Below are 20731 nucleotides of genomic sequence, written 5' to 3' on the forward strand. Positions count from 1 at the left end.
TGAATGGTTACTTACTCCGGCATTCCCTTTGAGATCCAGCAGCTGATAGAGTCGCGCACGCCGGCAGACAGGGTGCCGCCTTGCGGCATATCGGCCTGGGGGCTGGTAACACGCAGCCGGAACACGGTTTCATTGTTGCTGATAAACCCTTTGAACTTTTCCAGTGTTGAAAAATCAGCGCCCAGCGGTGCGGTGCTTCCACTATGGCAGCCAAGGCAGGTGCTTTGCACAATACCGTATACGTAAGCTGCCGGAATTTGCTTGGCGTCACAGTTGCCTGTTTGTGGTCCGGTATCAGGCGCTACCGCTTCTTTGTTTGTACAACCGTACACTGCTACTGCTAATAGGGCCATCAATAAAAGATATGTCTTCTTCATGTTAACAGGAAAAATGGTTTAATGAATAATGAATTGTTATTTGGCTTTAAATTGTGATCAATATTTTTTTGCAAAACCCGATCTTTAACGGATCATTTAACGGGCAGGCTGCCTGGTTAAGCATTACGTATTGAATACGGCAACAATTTTCAAACGGTTGCCTCCACCGGAAGATTAAACGCAGCCCGTCAAACATAAATTATATTTTTTAATATATTTGAATATGACCAGTATAGCCGAGCTCTATGCTTTTTACCAGCAGCATCCTGCTGTTCAAACGGATACACGGAAACTAAGGCCCAACGATATTTTTTTTGCGCTCAAAGGCCCCAACTTTAACGGCAACGCCTATGCAGCGGCAGCCCTGGAAGCAGGCGCCTCACTGGCTGTGGTAGATGAGGAAGCGTATTATACGCAGCCGGGGAAAATGATGCTGGTAAAAGATGCCCTGTATGCATTGCAGGAGCTGGCCCTGTGGCACCGCCGCCAGCTGCATATACCGGTGCTGGCCATTACAGGCTCTAACGGTAAAACCACTACGAAAGAGCTGGTAAGCACGGTGCTGGCCAGCACTTATAAAACCGTAGCCACCGCGGGCAACCTCAATAATCATATTGGCGTGCCGCTTACGCTGTTAAGCATACCTGCTACTGCGCAGATAGCGGTGATAGAAATGGGCGCCAACCACCAGCATGAAATTGAAGCTTACTGCCGAATAGCGCTGCCCACCCATGGCATTATCACCAACATTGGCAAAGCCCACCTGGAAGGTTTTGGCGGTGAGGAAGGCGTGCGCAAGGCAAAGGGCGAGCTGTATGATTACCTGCGCGATCATGACGGCAGTGTGTTTGTATGCAACCAGTACCCCTACCTGCTGGAAATGAGCAAGGGTATTATGGAGGTGATCACTTACGGGGAAAAAGAGGCCGACTTCACCGGCCGGCCCCTGGCAGAAAGCGCTTTCCTGGGCGTACAGGTAACCAGCGATGAGGAGATAGGCACGCTGCAAACCCGGCTTACCGGCGCCTACAACTTCCCCAATGTAATGGCGGCAGTAGCGGTGGGCCTGTATTTTAATGTGCCGCCGGCCAATATCAGGGCCGCTATCGAAGGCTATGTGCCCTCCAACAACCGCTCCCAGGTAATACAGCAGGGCTCCAATACGGTTATTATGGATGCCTATAATGCCAACCCCTCCAGCATGAAGGCCGCCATTGAAAATTTCATTGGTATTAATGCTGCCAAAAAAGTATTAATGCTGGGCGCCATGATGGAGCTGGGGGTGGATAGCGTAAAAGAGCACCAGGCCCTGGCCGATATGCTGCAGCGCACCCATTGGCACGCAGTAGTGCTGGTAGGCGGGGATTTCAGTAAAGTAAACCACCCTTACCTGTATTTGAATAATGCCGCCGAAGCAGCCGGCTGGCTGCAGCAGCAACAGTTTACAGACACTTATATACTGGTTAAAGGCAGCCGCAGCATCGGCATGGAAAAAGTGCTGGGGTAGGAGCGGCCGTAATGCAGGCCGGCTGGTTGTTACGGCAGATGGTGCATTTGTAGTAACAGCGCACACACGCATACACGGCAATTGCTGTAAAAAGCGCTGTAAAAAAAAGACCTGCAAGCTAAAGAGCCCGCAGGTGTTCATAACCTATGCCAACTTTAGAGTTCGTTTTGTAAAAAAGCTTGCATAATGTTGCTTTTCAGCTATCTGTAAAACACTCTCGAAGTTCTGAATGATAATGTCAACAAATTCACATACACCTTTATCTTTATTAACACATTTGTTTATATTAACTAAATCTTTTCACTAACCGCCCTGGCACTATACTACTTACGAGAGCAATAACATGTTTGGATTTACTAAAATGGAATTTTTTTTATCACAAACAAGAACCTGGCTATCAGTAATTAACGCACAAAAAAAGTTTGTTTGCTAATTTTAACGGGTTTAACAGCCCCCCGAATAGCGGATATAAACAGAACCGCCCGGCAGGGCTGCCGGGCCGGATAATGGGAAAAACCACCTTTTCACGCCTGCCCTGTTCCTGTTTTATTGCGGCGCAACCGCTACACCCCCCTCCGGGAAAGGCCCTTTTTCCCCTGCGCTACTCGGGTGTAACTGCGGAAAAACGGGGTTTTCCCTAGGGAGCTATTGCTGCGCCATTGCTGCGCAACTCCTCCCCCCTACATAAACCCCCACATCTTTTTTGCATCTTTTCAAAAAAGGGTACGGCATCTGCCTGGGAGGTAACTGCAATGCCAAGTGCTATTGCGGTCACCTTATCTCCTCCATCCTCCCTTAACTATTAATTATTCACTCTTAATTATTCATTTAACCTCCTGGCACAGCTCCACCAGCACCCCGCTGGTATCTTTCGGGTGCAGGAAGCACACCAGCTTGTTATCCGCCCCGGGCTTTGGTTTATCTTGCAGCAGTGTAAAGCCCTCCGCAGCAAGGCGTTGCATTTCTTCCTCAATATTGCTTACCTCAAAGGCTATATGATGCATACCAGCGCCCTTTCTCTCAATAAAACGGGCTATTACGCTGTTAGGTCCCGTGGCCTCCAGCAGCTCTACCTTGGTATCGCCCTGGCGGAAAAAGGCCGTGGTTACCTGCTCGCTTGCTACCGCTTCTGTTTTGTAGCACGGGCTGTTCAGCAGCTTTTCAAATAAGGGTACGGCATCTGCCAGGGAGGTAACTGCAATGCCAATGTGCTCGATCTTTAGCATAATCCGGTTTTTAGCATCGGCAAGTTCCCAAAAAATCGCCAATCCTATAGAGGTATTCTATTTCGATATCGTATTTATAGATGATAAGAAGCGGCAATCAATGCAAGTTTCGTTGTAAATTTGGTAAGGAACCATTTGACTCACGTAAGATAAACCGCCATATGCTGAAACTACCTGTTTACCTTGACAATAACGCTACCACCCCCTGCGACCCGCGCGTGCTGGAGGCTATGCTGCCGTACTTTACCGAAAATTTCGGCAATGCCGCCAGCCGTAACCATCCCTATGGATGGGCCGCAGAAGAAGCGGTAGACTTTGCCCGGGAACAGGTAGCCCGGCTTATCGGCGCCGATCCCAAGGAAATTATTTTTACCTCCGGCGCCACAGAGGCCGATAACCTGGCCCTGAAAGGCGTGTTTGAAATGTATGCCGCCAAAGGCAACCACATTATTACCGCCGCCACCGAGCACAAGGCCGTGCTGGACACCTGCCGCCACCTGGAAAAAATGGGGGCCCGGGTTACCTACCTGGGCGTGAACCGGGAAGGGCTCATAGACCTGAAGGAGCTGGAAGCCGCCATTACCCCTACCACCATCCTGGTAGCTGTGATGTACGCCAACAATGAAATAGGGGTGGTAAACCCTATCCGGGACATCAGCGCCATTACCCGCCGCCACGGCGTGCTGCTGATGACAGATGCTACCCAGGCCGTGGGTAAGATACCGGTAGATGTGAATAAAGACGGTATTGACCTGATGGCCTTCAGCGCGCACAAGATATACGGCCCTAAAGGCACGGGCGCCCTGTATGTGCGCCGTAAATCGCCCCGGGTAAAGGTTACCGCCCAGATAGACGGCGGCGGCCATGAGCGGGGCATGCGCTCCGGCACCCTGAATGTGCCGGGCATAGTAGGCTTTGGCAAAGCCTGTGAAATTTGCCAGCAGGAAATGGAAGAAGAAGGCAAACGCCTCCAGATATTAAGGGACAAACTGGAGAAAGCCTTACTGCAGCTGGAAGAATCTTACCTGAATGGCGCCTCCAACCAGCGCCTGCCGCATGTAAGCAACATTTCATTCAAGTATGTAGAAGGGGAAGGCCTGCTCATGGGCTTTAACAAAAGCATTGCCCTTTCCTCAGGTTCCGCCTGTACCAGCGCCTCCCTGGAGCCCAGCTATGTGCTGAAGGCACTGGGCCTGGGCGACGACCTGGCGCATTCCTCCCTCCGTTTTGGACTGGGACGCTTTACAACGGAGGAGCAGATTGATTACACTATACAGGCCGTTACAGAAGCCGTAAACCGCCTGCGCGCCATCAGCCCCCTGTGGGAAATGTTTAAAGATGGCATAGACCTTGACACTATACAATGGGCGCATTAGAATTTTGGCACTTACACTAAAATGGTAGCGCTGAAAGGAACGGAAGCAGGAACCGTTCAGGGATCGTCTAATATCAGCGCCCGTATAGCTGGAACCGGTATAACATGAAAGGGGGTTGTAGGTCAGTTAATGTCTGCTTACATTAGATTACAGTAAAATCTGAATCGTTCATCTTAAATTATATCAGTATGGCTTACTCGGAAAAAGTACTGGAATATTATAACAACCCGAAGAACGTAGGCTCGCTCGACAAAAACAGTAAAGCAGTTGGGACCGCCCTGGTAGGTTCGCCCGAGATTGGGCACGGGCACAACGATGTTATGCGTTTACAGATAGAGGTAAATGCCGCCACACAGGTGATCAGCGACGCCAGGTTCAAAACCTTTGGCTGCGGATCCGCCATTGCAGCATCGTCGCTGGTAACTGAATGGCTGAAAGGAAAAACCTTACAGCAGGCATTACAGATCGATAACATGGATATTGTGGAAGCGCTGAACCTGCCCCCTGTAAAGCTGCACTGCTCCGTACTGGCGGAAGAAGCCATCCGCGCTGCAGTGAACGACTACCGGCATAAGAACGGCCTGGAACCACTGGTGCTGGAAGATGAAGTAGCGCTGGAAGCATTTGAAGAGGAGGAAGAAGAAGAAAGCGAAAGCGCCTTCCACTAAAACCAACCCATTGCTGCAACCCCTGCGGGCAGCAGGTAGTAAACACCCTACTACCTGTAGCCGGTACCTTTCGCTCCCCTGTATTGCCATTTCCACGTTGTATAATTATCTTTCACTACTCCTTATAAGCCCTGCATTCAGCATTTACTTTACCGTACGGCGCCCCTATCCAGCCCTCCGCATTTCACATGCCCTCACCCACTTTCAACCTTCAGCATCCCTGTTAAGCGTTCAGCTTTCTGCTTTCCGCTTTCCGCTTTTTGATTTTTGATTTTTGATTTTTGCCTTTTGCTTTCTGCTTTCTGCTTTCCGCTTACAAAATAATAAGTACAGGATTTCCACCGTTCTAATATATTTGTACTTTTATTAATGCTATGCTAGCCATCTTCAGAAAGGAAATACACCAGTTTTTCAGCAGTATTACAGGGTATGTGGCCATCATCCTTTTCCTGGTGGCCAACGGGTTGCTGCTGTTCGTTTTTCCCGATACCAGCCTGCTGGATTTTGGCTACGCTAACCTGGACCCGCTGTTTGAGCTGGCGCCCATTATTTACCTGCTGCTCATACCCGCCATTACCATGCGCAGCTTTGCCGACGAGTTCCGCTCCGGCACCATAGAGCTGCTAAGCACCAAGCCCCTTACCTGGTGGCAGATAGTGCAGGGTAAGTTCTGGGCCAGCGCATTAATAGTGCTTATTTCGCTTATTCCTACACTGGTATATTACCTGGCCATTCACCAGCTGCGCGCACCCAATGTGCACCTGGACAATGGCGCCATTGCCGGCTCTTACCTGGGTCTGCTGCTGCTGGGCATTGTGTTCACCGCTATTGGCATATGGGCCTCGTCCCTTACGGGCAATGCGGTAATAGCCTTCCTGGTAGCGGTTTTCACGTGTTTCCTTTTCTTTAACGGCTTTGACGCGCTGAGCAAGATACCCGCCTTTTCCGGCGGGGCAGACTATTACCTGCAAATGGCCGGCATTAAGTTCCACTATACCTCCATTAGCCGGGGAGTAGTGGATAGCCGGGATGTGATTTATTTCGCCAGCGTGGTGGTGCTGATGCTGTTCCTCAGCCGGCTGTCGTTGCAGCGCCGCGTATGGCAAAGCACCGGCAACGGCAAAAAATACCTGCAGCGCGCACTGGTAATTGCAGCCGCGCTGATAGGCGTAAACATACTGGCAGCGTATATACACGGCCGTGCCGACCTTACCGCTGAAAAAAGATATACCCTGGCCCCCTCTACCAAACACCTGCTGCGGGGGTTAGACAGCACCGTTACCATAGAAGTGTTCCTGAAAGGCGACTACCCGGCTGCATTTAAACAGTTGGCCCAGGCTACAGATGAGCTGCTGGGCGAGTTCCGGGAGTACGGCGGGCAAAACATCCGCTACGTTTTCCAGGGCCCCGGCCAGGGTATGGACGACTCCGCGCGCCTGGCCTTTCAGAAAAACCTGGTGGCCAAAGGTATTATGCCCTTTAACCTGCAGGTGCAGCAGGATGCCAGCGAAGGCTATTCTGAAAAGCTGATATTTCCCGGCGCCCTGGTGCACTACAAAGGCAAAACAGTAGGCGTGAACCTGCTCAAAAGCCAGGGCGGGCAAGATCCCACAGCAGCCATGGGCAACTCCGAAGCCCTGCTGGAGTACCAGTTCATCAGCGCCATTTATAAGCTGCGGCAAACCAGCAAGCCGCTGGTAGGCTACATGCTGGGCAACGGCGAGTCGCTGGGCGCCGAAGTGTACGATGCGCTTACCACCGTACAGGCCAACTATGCGCTGGACACCCTTACCCTGCAGGCCAACAGCCATATTCCCGCTGATTTTGACCTGCTGCTGTTTGCAAAGCCCGTAAAAAGATTTTCCGAAGAAGATAAGCTGAAGATAGACCAGTATGTAATGCGGGGCGGTAAGGTGCTGTGGTGCCTGGATGTGCTGAATGCCAGCATAGACAGCCTGCAGCAGCAGAACTCCTTTATAGCATTTGACCGCGGCCTGAACCTGGAAGACCTGCTGTTCCGCTACGGCGCGCGCGTGAACCCCGATCTTATTGAAGACCTGCAGTCCGACCTGGTGCCGCTGGTAGTAGGCAATGTAGGCAACAAGCCCCAGATACGGCCCATACCTTTCCCCTACTTCCCGCTGCTGTCGCCCACCGGCAACCATCCTATTGTAAAAAATATGGACCTGGTGCTGAGCCACTTCACCAGCTCTATTGATACCATTAAGGGAGGGGATATTACCAAAACCATCCTGCTCACCTCTTCCCGCAATGCGCGCACCGTACGCACCCCGGCAGAAGTTAGCTGGGAAAGCGTGCGCACCCGGCCCGACCCGCGCGAGTACCGCCAGGCCTACCTGCCGGCCGCCGTGCTGCTGGAGGGCCGCTTTACTTCGCTGTTCCGCCACCGGCTGGATGCGGCGCAGCAGCAGGCCATTGCCCAAAGCACCGGCCAGCCTTTCCTGGACCGGGCAGACACCGTGAATAAAATGATCGTGATCAGCGACGGCGATATTATTACCAACGCGGTTTCCCGCAAGGAAGGGCCGCTGCAAATGGGCATCAATCCCTTTAATCCCGATTTTGTATTTGCCAATAAAGAGTTTTTCCTGAACTGCCTGGAGTACCTTACCAATACCTCCGGCATTATGGAAACCCGCAATAAGGAGGTAACCCTGCGCCTGCTGGACGCGCAGAAAATAAAGCAGGAGCGCACCAAATGGCAGGTCATTTGTTTCCTGGTGCCCATAGGCATCATCCTGCTGTTTGCAATGGTGTTCCAGTTTATACGGCAGCGTAAGTACGAATAGCCGCACTGCTGCTGCGGGCTATGCAGTAATGATTGCTGTTAACCGCAATCATAGGTTATAGCTATAAACTATTATCTTTGCCATTCACTAAACAATAATCGGCTGCATGACACCCACAATGTGGACGTATCTGATCTTCGGCATTGTTATCGTCCTGGCTCTGGTCTTTGATCTGGGTTTATTAAGTAAAAAATCTACTACTGTTTCCATTAAGAAAGCGCTGGTACAAACCTGTTTCTGGGTAATACTGTCATTAGCCTTTTTTGGATTTATCTGGTTTGAGGACGGGCATGAAATGGCCATCCGCTACCTGAGCGCCTACCTTATGGAGTGGTCGCTGTCCATAGATAACATTTTTGTATTCATCCTTATTTTCGGCTTTTTCAAAATAAAAGAAACCAGCTATGCCCGCGTGCTGCTGATTGGTATTCTCATGGCCATTGTGTTCCGCGCCATCTTTATTACCATTGGTGCAGCGCTTATTGAGCGGTTCCACTGGATATTGTACGTGTTTGGCGTATTCCTGGTGTACACCGGTATTAAAATGTTCAGCGCCAACCAGGAAGAGGAGTTTAAGCCGGAAGAAAATATAGCATACCGCTTAATGAGCAGGTACCTGAACATTACGGATGATTTTCCGCAGGGCCGCTTTATTGTAAAAAGAGATAAGAAAACCTTTTTCACGCCCCTTGCCATAGTAGTGGTAATGCTGGCGGTAACAGATGTGCTGTTTGCGCTGGACTCTATTCCCGCTGTATTTGCCATATCCCAGGAGCCGCTGGTGGTGTACACGTCCAACATATTTGCAGTACTGGGCCTTCGCTCCCTGTTCTTTTTGCTCAGGGGTGCGGTTGATGAGTTTGAATTCCTGCAGCACGGCATTGCCATTGTGCTGGTGTTCATTGGCTTAAAAATGCTGGCAGAGATTGTAAATATCCATATGCCCGTGTATGTATCGCTGATCGTGATTGTGTGCTGCCTGGGCGGCGCCATCCTGTATTCCGTTTACCATAAGCGGAAAAAAGCGGTACCGGAAAATACCGGCTCAGAAAAATAATTCAGGCGCTTTGGCAGTTTTAGAGTCATCTGCCAAAGCATGCCCACAGATAGTAACTTATGTACAACGCAGCAAATATTAGTAAGATCCTGAAGGCAGAGCTCTTACAGGACGCAGGTGCACCGGAGATAGCGCATATTTTGCTGGACAGCAGGAAACTGATCTTCCCGGAAACTTCACTCTTTATTCCATTGGTGAGCGCACGCCGTAATGCGCACCAGTATATTCCCGACCTGTATGAAAAAGGAGTACGCAATTTCCTGGTGAGCGAGCACCTGCCGCTTGACAAGTACCCTAATGCCAGCATTATACTGGTAAAAGATACCCTGCAGGCCCTGCATACGCTGGTAGCCTGGCACCGGCAGCAGTTTCATATCCCGGTAATAGGCATTACCGGCAGCAACGGCAAAACAATTGTGAAGGAATGGCTGTACCAGCTGCTGGAAAAGGATTACAATATTGTGCGCAGCCCCAAGAGCTATAACTCGCAAACCGGCGTGCCCCTGTCGGTATGGCAAATGGAGCCGGCCAACCAGCTGGCCATTTTTGAGGCAGGCATTTCCCAGCCCGGTGAAATGGAGCATCTTGAAAAGATCATCCGCCCTACCATCGGCATTTTTACCAATATTGGCGAAGCCCATAACGAAGGCTTTCTGAACCGGCGGCAAAAGATCAATGAAAAGCTGGTGCTGTTTGCCAAAAGCGATGTGCTTATTTACTGTAAAGATTACCTGGAGCTGAATGAATGCGTGCTGAACTTCCATTCGCAGATAGGCAAGCGCGATAACCAGCAGGGCCTGCAGCTGCTGGCCTGGTCGCGCAAAACAGAGGCCGACCTGCGCATCATCAGCGTGGATAAAGATCATAACTACACCCGCATTGATGCGCTGTACAAGCAGCTGCCCATTCACATCAGCATTCCGTTTGTAGATGAAGGCTCGGTAGAAAACGCCATCCACTGCTGGGCGCTGATGCTGTACCTGGGTATTGACAGCCAGGTAATACGCCAGCGGATGGACCAGCTGGGCAATATAGCCATGCGCCTGGAGCTGAAGCAGGGCATTAACAACTGCTCCATTATTAACGACAGCTATAGCTCGGACCTGGGTTCGCTTACCATTGCGCTGGATTTTTTACAGCAGCAGCAACAGCACCCTACCCGCACCGTTGTGCTCAGCGATATTTTACAGAGCGGCCGCAGCGATGCTTCCCTGTATGAGGAAGTAGCCGGCTTGCTGCAGAAAAAAGGTATTCAGCGCCTCATAGGCATCGGCAAAAATATAAGCCGCGAAAAACGCGCCTTCCAGGAGGTCCCCGGCCTTAAAAGCCAGTTTTTTCTCACCACCGAAGCGTTTATTGAGCAATTCAGCCAGCAGGATTTCCAATATGAAACCATTTTGCTCAAAGGCGCCCGCGTGTTTAAGTTTGAGCGCATTGGCAAACTGCTGGAGCATAAGGTGCACCAGACCATACTGGAAATAAACCTGAGCGCGATAGCGCACAACCTAAAGCAATACCAGGCCCTGCTGAAACCTACAACCAGGGTAATGGCCATGGTAAAGGCGTTTTCTTACGGCAGCGGCAGTTTTGAAATAGCCAACCTGCTGCAGTTCCACGGTATTGATTACCTGGCCGTAGCTTATGCGGATGAAGGAGTGGAGCTGCGCCGCGCCGGCATTACCATGCCCATTATGGTAATGAACCCCGAGCCCAGCTCCTTTGACGCCATCCTGCACTGGAACCTGGAGCCGGAAATTTATTCCCTGCTGCTGCTGCAGCAGTTTGAGGAGGAAGTGCGCACCAGCGGCAAAACGGATTTTCCCATCCATATTAAGCTGGACACCGGCATGCACCGCCTGGGATTTGAGAAAAAGGATATTCCGGCCCTGGCCCGCATACTTACGGAAAACGGGCAGCTGAGGGTACGCTCTATTTTCAGCCACCTGGCCGCCAGCGAAGACCCCGCAAAAGACGAGCTTACCCGGCAGCAGGGCCGCCTGTTCTTTGAAATGAGCCATGAGCTGCAAAAAGCGCTGGGCTACATCGGCATCCGCCACATTTCCAACAGCGCCGCTATTGAGCGCCACCCGGACCTGCAGCTGGATATGGTGCGCCTGGGCATTGGCATGTACGGTATTGACAGCAGCAACAGCGAAATGCAGGAAAAGCTGCGTAATGTAAGCACGCTCAAAACCACGGTGGCGCAGCTCAAGCACATACCGGCCGGGGAAACCGTGGGCTACGGCGCCACATGGGCCGCTCCCGGTCCGTCTGTAATAGCCACTGTTCGTATAGGCTATGCTGATGGCTACCCCCGCTGCCTCAGCAACGGCGTAGGTAAAATGCTGGTGCACGGGCAGCTGGCGCCGGTGGTGGGCATAGTGGCTATGGACATGCTGATGCTGGATGTTACCCACATTCCCGAAGTAGCAGAAGGGGATGAGGTAATTGTATTCGGGCAGGATTTACCCGTACAGCAGCTGGCATCCTGGGCAGGCACCATTCCCTATGAAATACTCACCGGGATATCGCAGCGCGTAAAAAGGATTTATTTTGAAGAGTAATACTGCTTCCCACTTTAAATAAATCTATTATTTTTGATAAAATTTATGCCCCCTCAGAACAACCATGGCAGGTGCAGTTTTGCGGCATAAACGAACCGTACTAAATAACTTACATGAAATATCGTCACGTCATATTCATAGTGGTGTTTATCCTGGTTATTGATCAGGCGCTGAAGTTCTGGATTAAAACACACCTGTATATGCAGCAGGAGTTTGTGATATTCCCTAACTGGTTCCGCATTCATTTTATTGAAAATGAGGGAATGGCTTACGGGTTGAAGTTTGGCGGCGACTGGGGCAAGATCATGCTTACCCTTTTCAGGCTGGTAGCCGTGGTGATCGGTTTCTGGTACATGAAAAAGCTGGTGCACCAGAAGTTCCATACCGGTTTGCTCATCTGCGGCTCCCTGATACTGGCCGGCGCCGCGGGTAACCTGATAGACAGTATGTTCTATGGCCTTATATTCAGCGACAGCAGCTATGATATTGCCCGCTTTTTGCCTAAAGAAGGCGGTTATGGCGCGTTTTTACACGGCCGCGTGGTAGATATGCTGTACTTCCCTATTTATGAAGGCTATCTTCCCAAATGGGTCCCGTTTAAAGGCGGCGACTATTTTATCTTCTTCCGGCCGGTATTTAATATTGCCGATGCCGCCATCTCTACCGGTGTTATTACCATCCTGGTGTTCCAGCGCCGTTTTTTCAGCAAACGGCTGGAGGAAACTACCGGCACAGAGCAAACCGGCGCACAACAGAATGGCGCAGTAGTGAACGGGGCGCAGTAATGCATATAACTAACCGGCAACAGGCGCAACACGCTATGTAACCGCAGCCGTTCCTGTTTAAAACAGCACATCTCCCATACCCGTACATGCAGATTGCCGCTGGCGGCTCATTTACAGGTCCGCGCTGCGGTATTATCCGCGGCGGCTCCACACCATAATGGCTGCCTTTAAAACACGCATTCCTGCCGCAATGCAGTTCGAAGCAGTGCCCTTTATTCCCCTTCACACCTTTCTTAAATTACCATTCCCGCTGCAATACAGCTCAAAAAGCAGCATTCATCATCTTCCCCGTACTTTTCTTAAAGTACCATCCCTACTGCAATGCAGCCTCACTCACTTTCACCTGCTGACAGACTTTTTTTGCAACTGCTTTGAAAAGTCATTTCTCCACTATACATTTGTCCACAAATTCTATAGACTTTATGTTTTTTATAAAAAACAGCCCGGCTACTGCGCTTCAGCGATGTTGTGTAAACACTGCATACGCAACAATCCTGTACTAACATTCAATCCATTACATCCAAACGAAACACACAATGCAATCAATAAAGTCTGCTTACTTATGGCTGCTGCTACTACTGCTTCCGGTACTGGCGCAGGCGCAGCTGAATGGTTCCTATATTATAGCCGGGCGCATCGTAGATGATAAAGGAGCGCCCCTCCCCGGCGCATCCATACAGATAAAGAATACTTCTTTTGGCGCACAAACAGATACAGCCGGTCATTTTGAGCTTACCACCAATGTGAAATTCCCCTACCGGCTGGTGATACGCCTGCTTGGGTACCAGCCGCAGGAGTTTGAGGTGCGCAATAATAACAGCCGCCTGCAGATACAGCTATATACCCAGTCGCTGCTGGTAAACGAAGTAGTGGTATCGGCCAGCCGCCAGCAGGAAAAGCTGTTAAAGTCGCCGGTGGCTATTGAAAAGCTGGATATACGGGCGCTGAAATCCACGCCGGCGGCCTCTTTCTACGATGCCATCGGCAACCTGAAGGGTGTGCAGATGACTACCGCCGGCCTTACCTTTAAAGTGTTCAACACCCGCGGCTTTAACGTGCCCAATAACTTCCGGTTCATGCAGCTGGTAGATGGGGTAGATAACCAGGCCGCTACCCTGGGCGTGCCGCTGGGTAACGCCATCGGCCCTACGGAGCTGGATATTTTAAGCGTGGAAGTTACGCCCGGCGCCTCCTCGGCCCTGTATGGCATGAACGCTATTAACGGCATGTCCAATCTCCTTACCAAAAATCCTTTTAAATACCAGGGCCTGAGCGTAATGCAAAAGGTGGCCTTTAACCATTTTGACGGCCACGGCAGCTCACCCAAGCCTATTACTGAAACGGCTATACGTTATGCGCAGGCCATTAACGGCCGCTGGGCATTTAAAGTAAACTTCAGCTACATGAAGGGTACGGACTGGTATGCCGACAGCCACAATGATTTTAACCCGCAAAGCAAGGCCAATCCCGACTTTCCGCAGCTGAGCGGCGCGGATAATATTGCCAACGATGCCTGGAATAAATATGCCGACCAAACGGATATTGCCATTAAGGATAAGGATGGGCGGGCCTATAACGTGCACCGTACCGGCTACTGGGAAAAAGACCTGGTGGGCGATTATGGCGTAAAGAACGTGAAAGCCGATGCTGCCCTGCATTACAAAATTAACCCCACCCTGGAGCTGGCCTATGCTTACCGTGTAGGCCTGATGGACGGCTTTTTCCAGCGGGGCAACCGCATAGGCCTGAAGAATGTAGTGGTGCAAAACCATAAGCTGGAGCTGGTGCATAACGACTTCACCATCCGCTCCTATGTTTCCATTGAAAATACCGGCGACTCTTACAATATGAACCCCCTGGCCGACAACCTGGAGAAATCCTTTAAGTCGGACGCCCAGTGGAAAACAGATTATACTGCAGCGCTGAACGCCGCCTTAACCGCCAACCCCGGCGACCTGGTTGCCGCCCACCGCGCTGCGCGCGCAGCTGCCGACAATGGCCGCTGGACGCCCGGCACCCCTGCGTTTAACGCGCAACTGGCCAAGATCAAAAGCATTAATGACTGGGATATTTACCCGGTGTCTAAAGACTCTACCAACAAATCAGGCGGCGCCGCGCTGCTGCAAATGAGCCGCTTTTACCATACAGAAGGTACCTGGAACCTGCGTAAATATGTGCACTTTGCCGATGTGCTGATAGGCGCGGATTACCGTACGTATGAGATCATACCGGACGGCAATAATTTTGTAGACTTCACCCGTTCACTGGATAAGCGCAACCAGCCCGGCGGCAGGCATATATGGTATGGCAAGGCAGGCGGCTTTGTACAGCTGTCAAAAACCTTTTTTAAAGATGCGTTAAAGCTTACCGGCTCGCTGCGGTACGATAAGAACCAGCAGTTCAGCGGTAAAGTAAACCCGCGCATTGCCGCTGTATACACTACACCCAACCAGCTGCATAACTTCCGGGTATCATGGCAAAACGGTTTCCGCTTCCCGTCGTTGTTTGAAGCTTACTCATTTGTAAATAACGGGCAGGTGCGGCGTGTAGGCGGCCTGGCTTTTATTGAAGATGGCCTGGGCTATTTTAAGAACTCGTTCCTCACTACCAGCGTAACGGCTTTTGGTACTGCTACTAACCGCACCATTAATGCAAACCCGGGTATTCCCACTGAAGATGCAGCGGCGCAGAACGCGGCTGTGCTCAAGGTAGCCAACCTGGATCCTATTGTACCTGAGCAGGTGCATGCATTTGAAGCCGGCTATAAAAGCGTTTTATTTAACAACAGGTTGTTTGTGGATATTGACGGCTATTACAATACTTACAAAAACTTTATCGGGCAGGTAGAGGTAGCAGTGCCGCAAAGCGGAGATGTGAACCACCCTGACCGGGATGTGCTGCTGCAAATGCTGGACAAGAGTAAGCAAAACCGGTACCGGGTATGGACCAACAGTAAGTCAACCGTGGAAAATTACGGCGCGGCCGTAGCGCTGTCCTATAACTTCTATAAAACCTTTACTATCAGCGGCAACGCTAATTTCAACAAATTAGCGCAGGATAAAACAAAGGACGACGCACTGATACCCGGCTTTAACACCCCGCGGTGGTTCACCAATGTTAGCTTTGGCAACCGGGCGGTGCTGCCCAATGTAGGCTTTAACATTGTATGGCACTGGCAGGAGCGGTTTTACTGGCAAAACCTGTTTGGCAACGGTGATGTGCCGGCCTACAGCACCGTAGATGCGCAGGTAAGCTTCCAGCTGCCCAAATTAAGCACCACCATTAAGGTAGGCGGCTCTAACATACTGAACACCGCTTACTTCCAGTATGTGGGCGGACCTACCATGCGCGGCCTGTATTATATAACCGTTACGTATGATGGCGTTTTCAGAAAGAAAGCGTCTTAATCAGAATCCGACTATTATATGAGCGCCCGGGTACCAAAAATACCCGGGACTTTTTTTTGCATTTATTTGGATATACTGTTTATTCCGACTACCTTTAGTCTATAATTTATATAGACTATATATTATAAGTATTATGTCGCATAACGAGGTGATAGACAAACTGGAACAACAACCGGCTACGCTGAGAAGGCAGGAGATGCTTATAACGCTGGTGAATGAGGAAAACAAGAAAAAGCGTGGCCTGTGGTTGTTGATTACGCTGCTGGTGGCGGTAACGCTGGTGGGCCTGTGGTTCACCTATTATTATAACGTGCCGGCAGCTACGCAAACCAGGGTATATCACTTCATACAATCCCTTTTTACTTCCGAGCTGTTATTTTATATAGGCGTGGGCCTGGCCGCGCAGATGGTTGACGGGGCCCTGGGCATGGCTTACGGCGCAACCTCCTCCTCCCTGCTATTGGGATTGGGAGTACCGCCTGCTATTTCAAGCGCCAGCGTACACGTAGCGGAAGTGTTCACCACCGGGGCATCCGGTATTGCGCACTTTAAGCTGGGCAACGTGAACAAAAAGTTATTCTTATACCTGCTGATACCCGGTATGGCCGGCGCTATTATAGGCGCTTACCTGTTGTCCGACAAAATAGACGGTAATATTGTAAAGCCCTTTATGAGCGCCTACCTGATGATACTGGGCGTTATCATTATCCGCAAAGGACTGCAGAAGCAGCGCCGCAAAACCAAAGTAAAACGCCTGGGGCCACTGGCTTTCTTCGGCGGGTTTATGGATGCCATCGGCGGCGGCGGATGGGGCCCTATTGTTACCTCTACCTTACTGAGCAAGGGCCGTACGGTGCACTACACCATTGGTTCTGTAAATGCCGCGGAGTTCTTTATTTCCGCATCCAGCGCAGCTACCTTCCTGATCTTTACCGGTATAAACAGCTGGCAGGTAATTGTGGGGCTGGTGATCGGCGGGGTAATGGCATCACCGTTTGCCGCCATCCTGGTGCGCCGCATTAAACGCAGGCCGCTGATGATTATGGTAGGGATTATGGTGATACTATTAAGCCTGCGCACCATCTGGCTAAGCATGCATTGACAATGTGCAGATGTGCAAATATGCAGATGTGCAGATGAATGCGGCAATGTATTAACGAATGTATCTATCTTAAAATAAAAATGTGCAAATGGGAAGCCCATTTGCACATTTGCATATCTGCACATTTGCACATCTACTTTATTTCTCCCACCATCCTGGCCGGATCTACCCACTCGTCAAACTGCTCGGGTGTAACATATCCCAGCTTCACCGCCATTTCTTTCAGCGTAGTGCCTTCCTTATGGGCTTTCTGCGCTATTTCAGCGGCTTTGTAGTAGCCGATCTTTGTGTTCAGGGAGGTTACCAGCATCAGGGAATTATCCACGTGCTTTTTAATATTGGCTTCAATGGGGGCCAGGCCTTCCGCGCATTTATCGTTAAAGCTCACGCAGCCATCGCCGATCAGGCGGGCGCTGTGCAGGAAGTTGTAGATCATTACCGGCTTAAACACGTTCAGCTCAAAGTGGCCGTTGGCGCCGCCGATGTTAATGGCTACATCGTTCCCCATTACCTGTGCGGCAATCATGGTAAGGGCTTCGCACTGGGTAGGGTTCACCTTACCAGGCATAATGGAGGAGCCGGGCTCGTTGTCCGGTATATACAGCTCGCCAATGCCGGAGCGCGGGCCGGAGGCCAGCATACGGATGTCGTTCGCTATTTTCATGAGGCTCACGGCAACCGTTTTCAGCGCGCCGTGTGCTTCTACAATGGCATCGTGCGCAGCCAGGGCCTCAAATTTATTTTCTGCAGTAACAAAGGGAATGCCGGTAAGCATGGCAATATGCCGGGCCACGTTTACCGCGTAATCTTTAGGCGTATTGATGCCGGTGCCTACGGCCGTGCCGCCCAGGGCCAGCTCGCCCAGGTGCGCCAGTGAATTATGGATGGCTTTCAGGCCATGATCCAGCTGCGATACATACCCGCTGATCTCCTGCCCAACGGTAAGCGGCGTAGCATCCATAAAGTGGGTGCGGCCTATTTTTACCACGTGCATATATTGCTCTGACTTTTCAGCCAGGGTGTTGCGCAGCTTGCGGATGCCGGGAACAGTTACCTCTACCAGCATTTTGTACGCCGCAATATGCATGGCAGTGGGGAATGTATCGTTGGAGGATTGGGATTTATTTACATCGTCATTGGGGTGCAGCACCTTTTCTTTATCGGTTAGCTTGCCGCCGTTGATCACATGCGCGCGGTAGGCAACCACCTCATTCACGTTCATATTGGATTGGGTGCCGGAACCGGTTTGCCACACTACCAGGGGAAATTCAGCATCCAGCTTGCCTTCCAGTATTTCATCGCATACCCGGGCTATCAGGTCGGCCTTTTCTTTGGGCAGTACGCCGGCATCCAGGTTGGTGAGCGCGGCGGCCTTTTTCAGATAGGCAAATGCCCGGATGATCTCCTTGGGCATCTTATTAATGTCCTGTGCTATCCTGAAATTGTCGATGGAGCGCTGGGTTTGGGCGCCATAGTAGGCATTTACAGGTACCTGCACCTCTCCCATCGTGTCTTTCTCTATTCTGAATTCCATATGCTTGAATTTTGTGCCACAAAACTAGCTAAAGAATTGTCAATTACGAATTATCAATTACCCTCATTCTCCTGTGAAGTTCGCTTTCCGCTTTTGCAGGAATGCGGCAGCGCCCTCCTCCAGGTCTTTGGTGGCAAAGCAGCTGGAAAACGTGTCAATCTCCAGTGCAAAACCATCCGTATCATTGTCCAGGGCGGCATTGGCGCATTTTATTACGCCGGCAATGGCCAGCGGCGCTTTGGTATGTATCTTTTTCAGGATTTCCTTGGTTTTGTTCAACAGCTCCGCTGCTTCCACCACGTGGTTTACCAGGCCCATGGCATGCGCATCGGCAGCGCTGATCATGTCGGCCGTCATCATAAGCTCCAGCGCGCGGCCTTTACCCACCAGCTTTGTAAGGCGCTGGGTGCCGCCGTAGCCCGGTATCAGGCCCAGGTTCACTTCGGGCTGCCCGAATCTGGCATTTGTGCTGGCTATACGAAAATGGCAGGCCATGGCCAGCTCGCAGCCGCCGCCCAGCGCAAAACCATTCACAGCGGCCGCCACGGGTTTAGGGCATTCCTCTATGCGCTGAAAAACAGTATGCCCTTTTTTAGCCAGCACGGCGCCCTGCTCCGGCGACAGCTCCAGGAACTCTGAAATATCTGCCCCTGCAATAAAAGCCTTTTCCCCGGTGCCGGTAATAATGGCGCTTTTAATCTCCTTATTCTTGTACACTTCATCTACCGCCAGCGCCAGCTCGTTCATTACGGTCTGGTTCAGGGCATTCATTTTGTCGGGCCGGTTAATGGCTATTGTAAAAATACCGTCTGTCAGGGTGGTGCTGATGGTTTCGTACATGATCGTTTGTTTTGGTTCAGGTAACTAAGTTATTGAATTAGCGCCAACAAAAAGGGTGCTAACAGCTTTTACGCGGTTAGCACCCTGCGAATGGCGGATAAACAGCAATAAGATGCAGGAAAGCGCCTGCAAGTACCTGCTAAATAGTTTATTATTTATGCCAGTGACGATGGCGGTGATGGCGATGATCTTTGTAATAGTCAATGCGGCCAAAGTCGTAGCTAAGGGTTACAAAAAACATCTTTGCCTCCAGGTTCCTGTACGGCTGCTGTACAATGCCGTTCACTGTTTCCTGGTAATCGTGGTTAAAGAAGTCGTTCAGGTAATACTGCACCTTTAACCCAAAGCCTGGCTGAAAGCGGAAGCCGGCAAATACAGATGGCATCAGCAGCGGGGTACGGTCGCTGAACCATTCATTGAACTTATGGCGCTTATCGCCGTTCACAAACTGTTTTTCCTTGTAATTAAAGGCCAGGTCGTAAGAGCCGCCGGCAAAAAAGAAAATGCGGCCATGGCGCAGGTCGCCTATTTTAAAGCCCAGTGGCACGCCCAGCGTATATACCCGGCGTTTCAGCTTTACGGAGTCGTTGGCTTCGGTGATCAGGCCAATGTTCTTGACATTAATACCGGTAAATATCCCGAAGTTGTTGCCAAAGTCGTAGTTGAAATTGGTGCCTACGTTTACAAAAAAGGTAAAGCGGGGAATATTGCGCACATGCACGCCATTGTCTTTTACGCTGGTGGCAAAGGACAGCAAAGGCCCGTCGCCGCCCCAGGAGGTGTATACCTTGTGTTTACGGCCACCGGCATATTCGCCAAAAGCCATTTTTTTCCAATCCTTTGTGGAATCTGTTTTTTCCTGGGCAAAAACACTGCATTGCAGTAAGCACACTGCTGTCAGAAGGATGAGGTAACGTTTCATTTTCATTCGCTGAATTTTTTGGCTGTTTTATACAGGCAACAGTTTTTATGCCTGTTTTTGTACTATACTTTTCATGCTGCCATTAAATAGACGAATGATCTTAAAAAAGGTTACAATAATTAAAAATTCCTGTGCGCCGCCACCCAGCTGCTGATATAGCCGGCAATTTCCTGTGTATGCGTGCCCGGGGGAAATAATTTGCCTACCCCCAGCTGCTGCAGGGCCTGCATATCGGCATCGGGAATGATGCCGCCGCCGGTGAGCAGCACATCATCCATTCCTTTTTCTTTCATCAGGGACATAATGCGGGGAAAAACCGTCATATGGGCGCCGGAAAGTATGCTGATGCCAATGGCATCCACATCTTCCTGCAGCGCGGCATTCACCACCATTTCAGGGGTTTGCCGCAGGCCGGTATAAATCACTTCCATGCCGGCATCGCGCAGGGCTGCGGCTATTACCTTGGCTCCGCGGTCATGGCCGTCCAGGCCCACTTTTGCCACCAGTACCCGCACCGGGCGTTTCAAAGGGTTGACCATTGTTCGGTGTATTGTAT

At 50.9% G+C, this 20731-nt stretch carries 15 protein-coding genes; 9 read left to right on the top strand and 6 right to left on the bottom strand.

The features are described 5' to 3' along the window. Nucleotides 1-11: 11 nt before the first annotated feature. Nucleotides 12-377, bottom strand: coding sequence for a hypothetical protein (locus tag VFS25_RS10770; protein ID WP_326462143.1), 366 nt, complete (start codon nt 375-377; stop codon nt 12-14). 223 nt (nt 378-600) lie between these two features. Here VFS25_RS10770 and VFS25_RS10775 point away from each other — a divergent pair, with 223 nt between their 5' ends. Next, on the top strand, nt 601-1884 hold the full coding sequence (locus VFS25_RS10775) for a UDP-N-acetylmuramoyl-tripeptide--D-alanyl-D-alanine ligase (RefSeq protein ID WP_326462144.1): 1284 nt from the start codon (nt 601-603) through the stop codon (nt 1882-1884). A gap of 824 nt (nt 1885-2708) precedes the next feature. Here the strand turns inward: VFS25_RS10775 and mce are convergent. Further along, on the bottom strand, nt 2709-3110 hold the full coding sequence (gene mce, locus VFS25_RS10780; protein WP_326462145.1) for a methylmalonyl-CoA epimerase: 402 nt from the start codon (nt 3108-3110) through the stop codon (nt 2709-2711). A gap of 164 nt (nt 3111-3274) precedes the next feature. Here mce and VFS25_RS10785 point away from each other — a divergent pair, with 164 nt between their 5' ends. The 8 genes from VFS25_RS10785 (at nt 3275) to VFS25_RS10820 (ending at nt 16879) form a co-directional block, all read left to right on the top strand. Further along, nucleotides 3275-4486, top strand: coding sequence for an IscS subfamily cysteine desulfurase (locus VFS25_RS10785; RefSeq protein WP_349256389.1), 1212 nt, complete (start codon nt 3275-3277; stop codon nt 4484-4486). 188 nt (nt 4487-4674) lie between these two features. Next, nucleotides 4675-5154: an iron-sulfur cluster assembly scaffold protein gene (locus VFS25_RS10790; RefSeq protein WP_326462147.1), complete on the top strand. Its 480-nt coding sequence runs from the start codon at nt 4675-4677 to the stop codon at nt 5152-5154. A gap of 374 nt (nt 5155-5528) precedes the next feature. After that, nucleotides 5529-7964 (top strand): gliding motility-associated ABC transporter substrate-binding protein GldG, encoded by a 2436-nt coding sequence (gldG, locus tag VFS25_RS10795; RefSeq protein WP_326462148.1) that lies wholly within the window; start codon nt 5529-5531, stop codon nt 7962-7964. 106 nt (nt 7965-8070) lie between these two features. After that, on the top strand, nt 8071-9021 hold the full coding sequence (locus VFS25_RS10800; protein ID WP_326462149.1) for a TerC/Alx family metal homeostasis membrane protein: 951 nt from the start codon (nt 8071-8073) through the stop codon (nt 9019-9021). 59 nt (nt 9022-9080) lie between these two features. Then, nucleotides 9081-11585 carry a bifunctional UDP-N-acetylmuramoyl-tripeptide:D-alanyl-D-alanine ligase/alanine racemase gene (locus VFS25_RS10805; protein WP_326462150.1) on the top strand — a complete coding sequence of 835 codons (2505 nt, stop codon included), beginning with the start codon at nt 9081-9083 and terminating at the stop codon, nt 11583-11585. A gap of 113 nt (nt 11586-11698) precedes the next feature. Then, nucleotides 11699-12370 (top strand): lipoprotein signal peptidase, encoded by a 672-nt coding sequence (locus VFS25_RS10810; RefSeq protein ID WP_326462151.1) that lies wholly within the window; start codon nt 11699-11701, stop codon nt 12368-12370. Between the two features lie 536 nt (nt 12371-12906). Next, nucleotides 12907-15777: a TonB-dependent receptor gene (locus VFS25_RS10815; RefSeq protein WP_326462152.1), complete on the top strand. Its 2871-nt coding sequence runs from the start codon at nt 12907-12909 to the stop codon at nt 15775-15777. 133 nt (nt 15778-15910) lie between these two features. Continuing rightward, complete coding sequence (locus tag VFS25_RS10820) at nt 15911-16879, top strand: sulfite exporter TauE/SafE family protein (RefSeq protein WP_326462153.1); 969 nt, start codon at nt 15911-15913, stop codon at nt 16877-16879. A 133-nt stretch (nt 16880-17012) separates the two neighbouring features. Here the strand turns inward: VFS25_RS10820 and fumC are convergent, their stop codons facing one another. The 4 genes from fumC to VFS25_RS10840 form a co-directional block, all read right to left on the bottom strand. Then, nucleotides 17013-18413 carry a class II fumarate hydratase gene (gene fumC / locus VFS25_RS10825; RefSeq protein ID WP_326462154.1) on the bottom strand — a complete coding sequence of 467 codons (1401 nt, stop codon included), beginning with the start codon at nt 18411-18413 and terminating at the stop codon, nt 17013-17015. A gap of 63 nt (nt 18414-18476) precedes the next feature. Further along, nucleotides 18477-19253, bottom strand: a complete 777-nt coding sequence (locus VFS25_RS10830; protein ID WP_326462155.1) for an enoyl-CoA hydratase/isomerase family protein — start codon at nt 19251-19253, stop codon at nt 18477-18479. A gap of 151 nt (nt 19254-19404) precedes the next feature. Next, complete coding sequence (locus tag VFS25_RS10835) at nt 19405-20175, bottom strand: outer membrane beta-barrel protein (protein WP_326462156.1); 771 nt, start codon at nt 20173-20175, stop codon at nt 19405-19407. 119 nt (nt 20176-20294) lie between these two features. Then, entirely contained in the window at nt 20295-20714 is a 420-nt protein-coding gene (locus VFS25_RS10840) for a cobalamin B12-binding domain-containing protein (RefSeq protein ID WP_326462157.1), read from the bottom strand. Nucleotides 20715-20731: the final 17 nt, after the last annotated feature.

The sequence above is a fragment of the Chitinophaga sp. genome (assembly GCF_035761305.1).
Taxonomy (GTDB): domain Bacteria; phylum Bacteroidota; class Bacteroidia; order Chitinophagales; family Chitinophagaceae; genus Chitinophaga.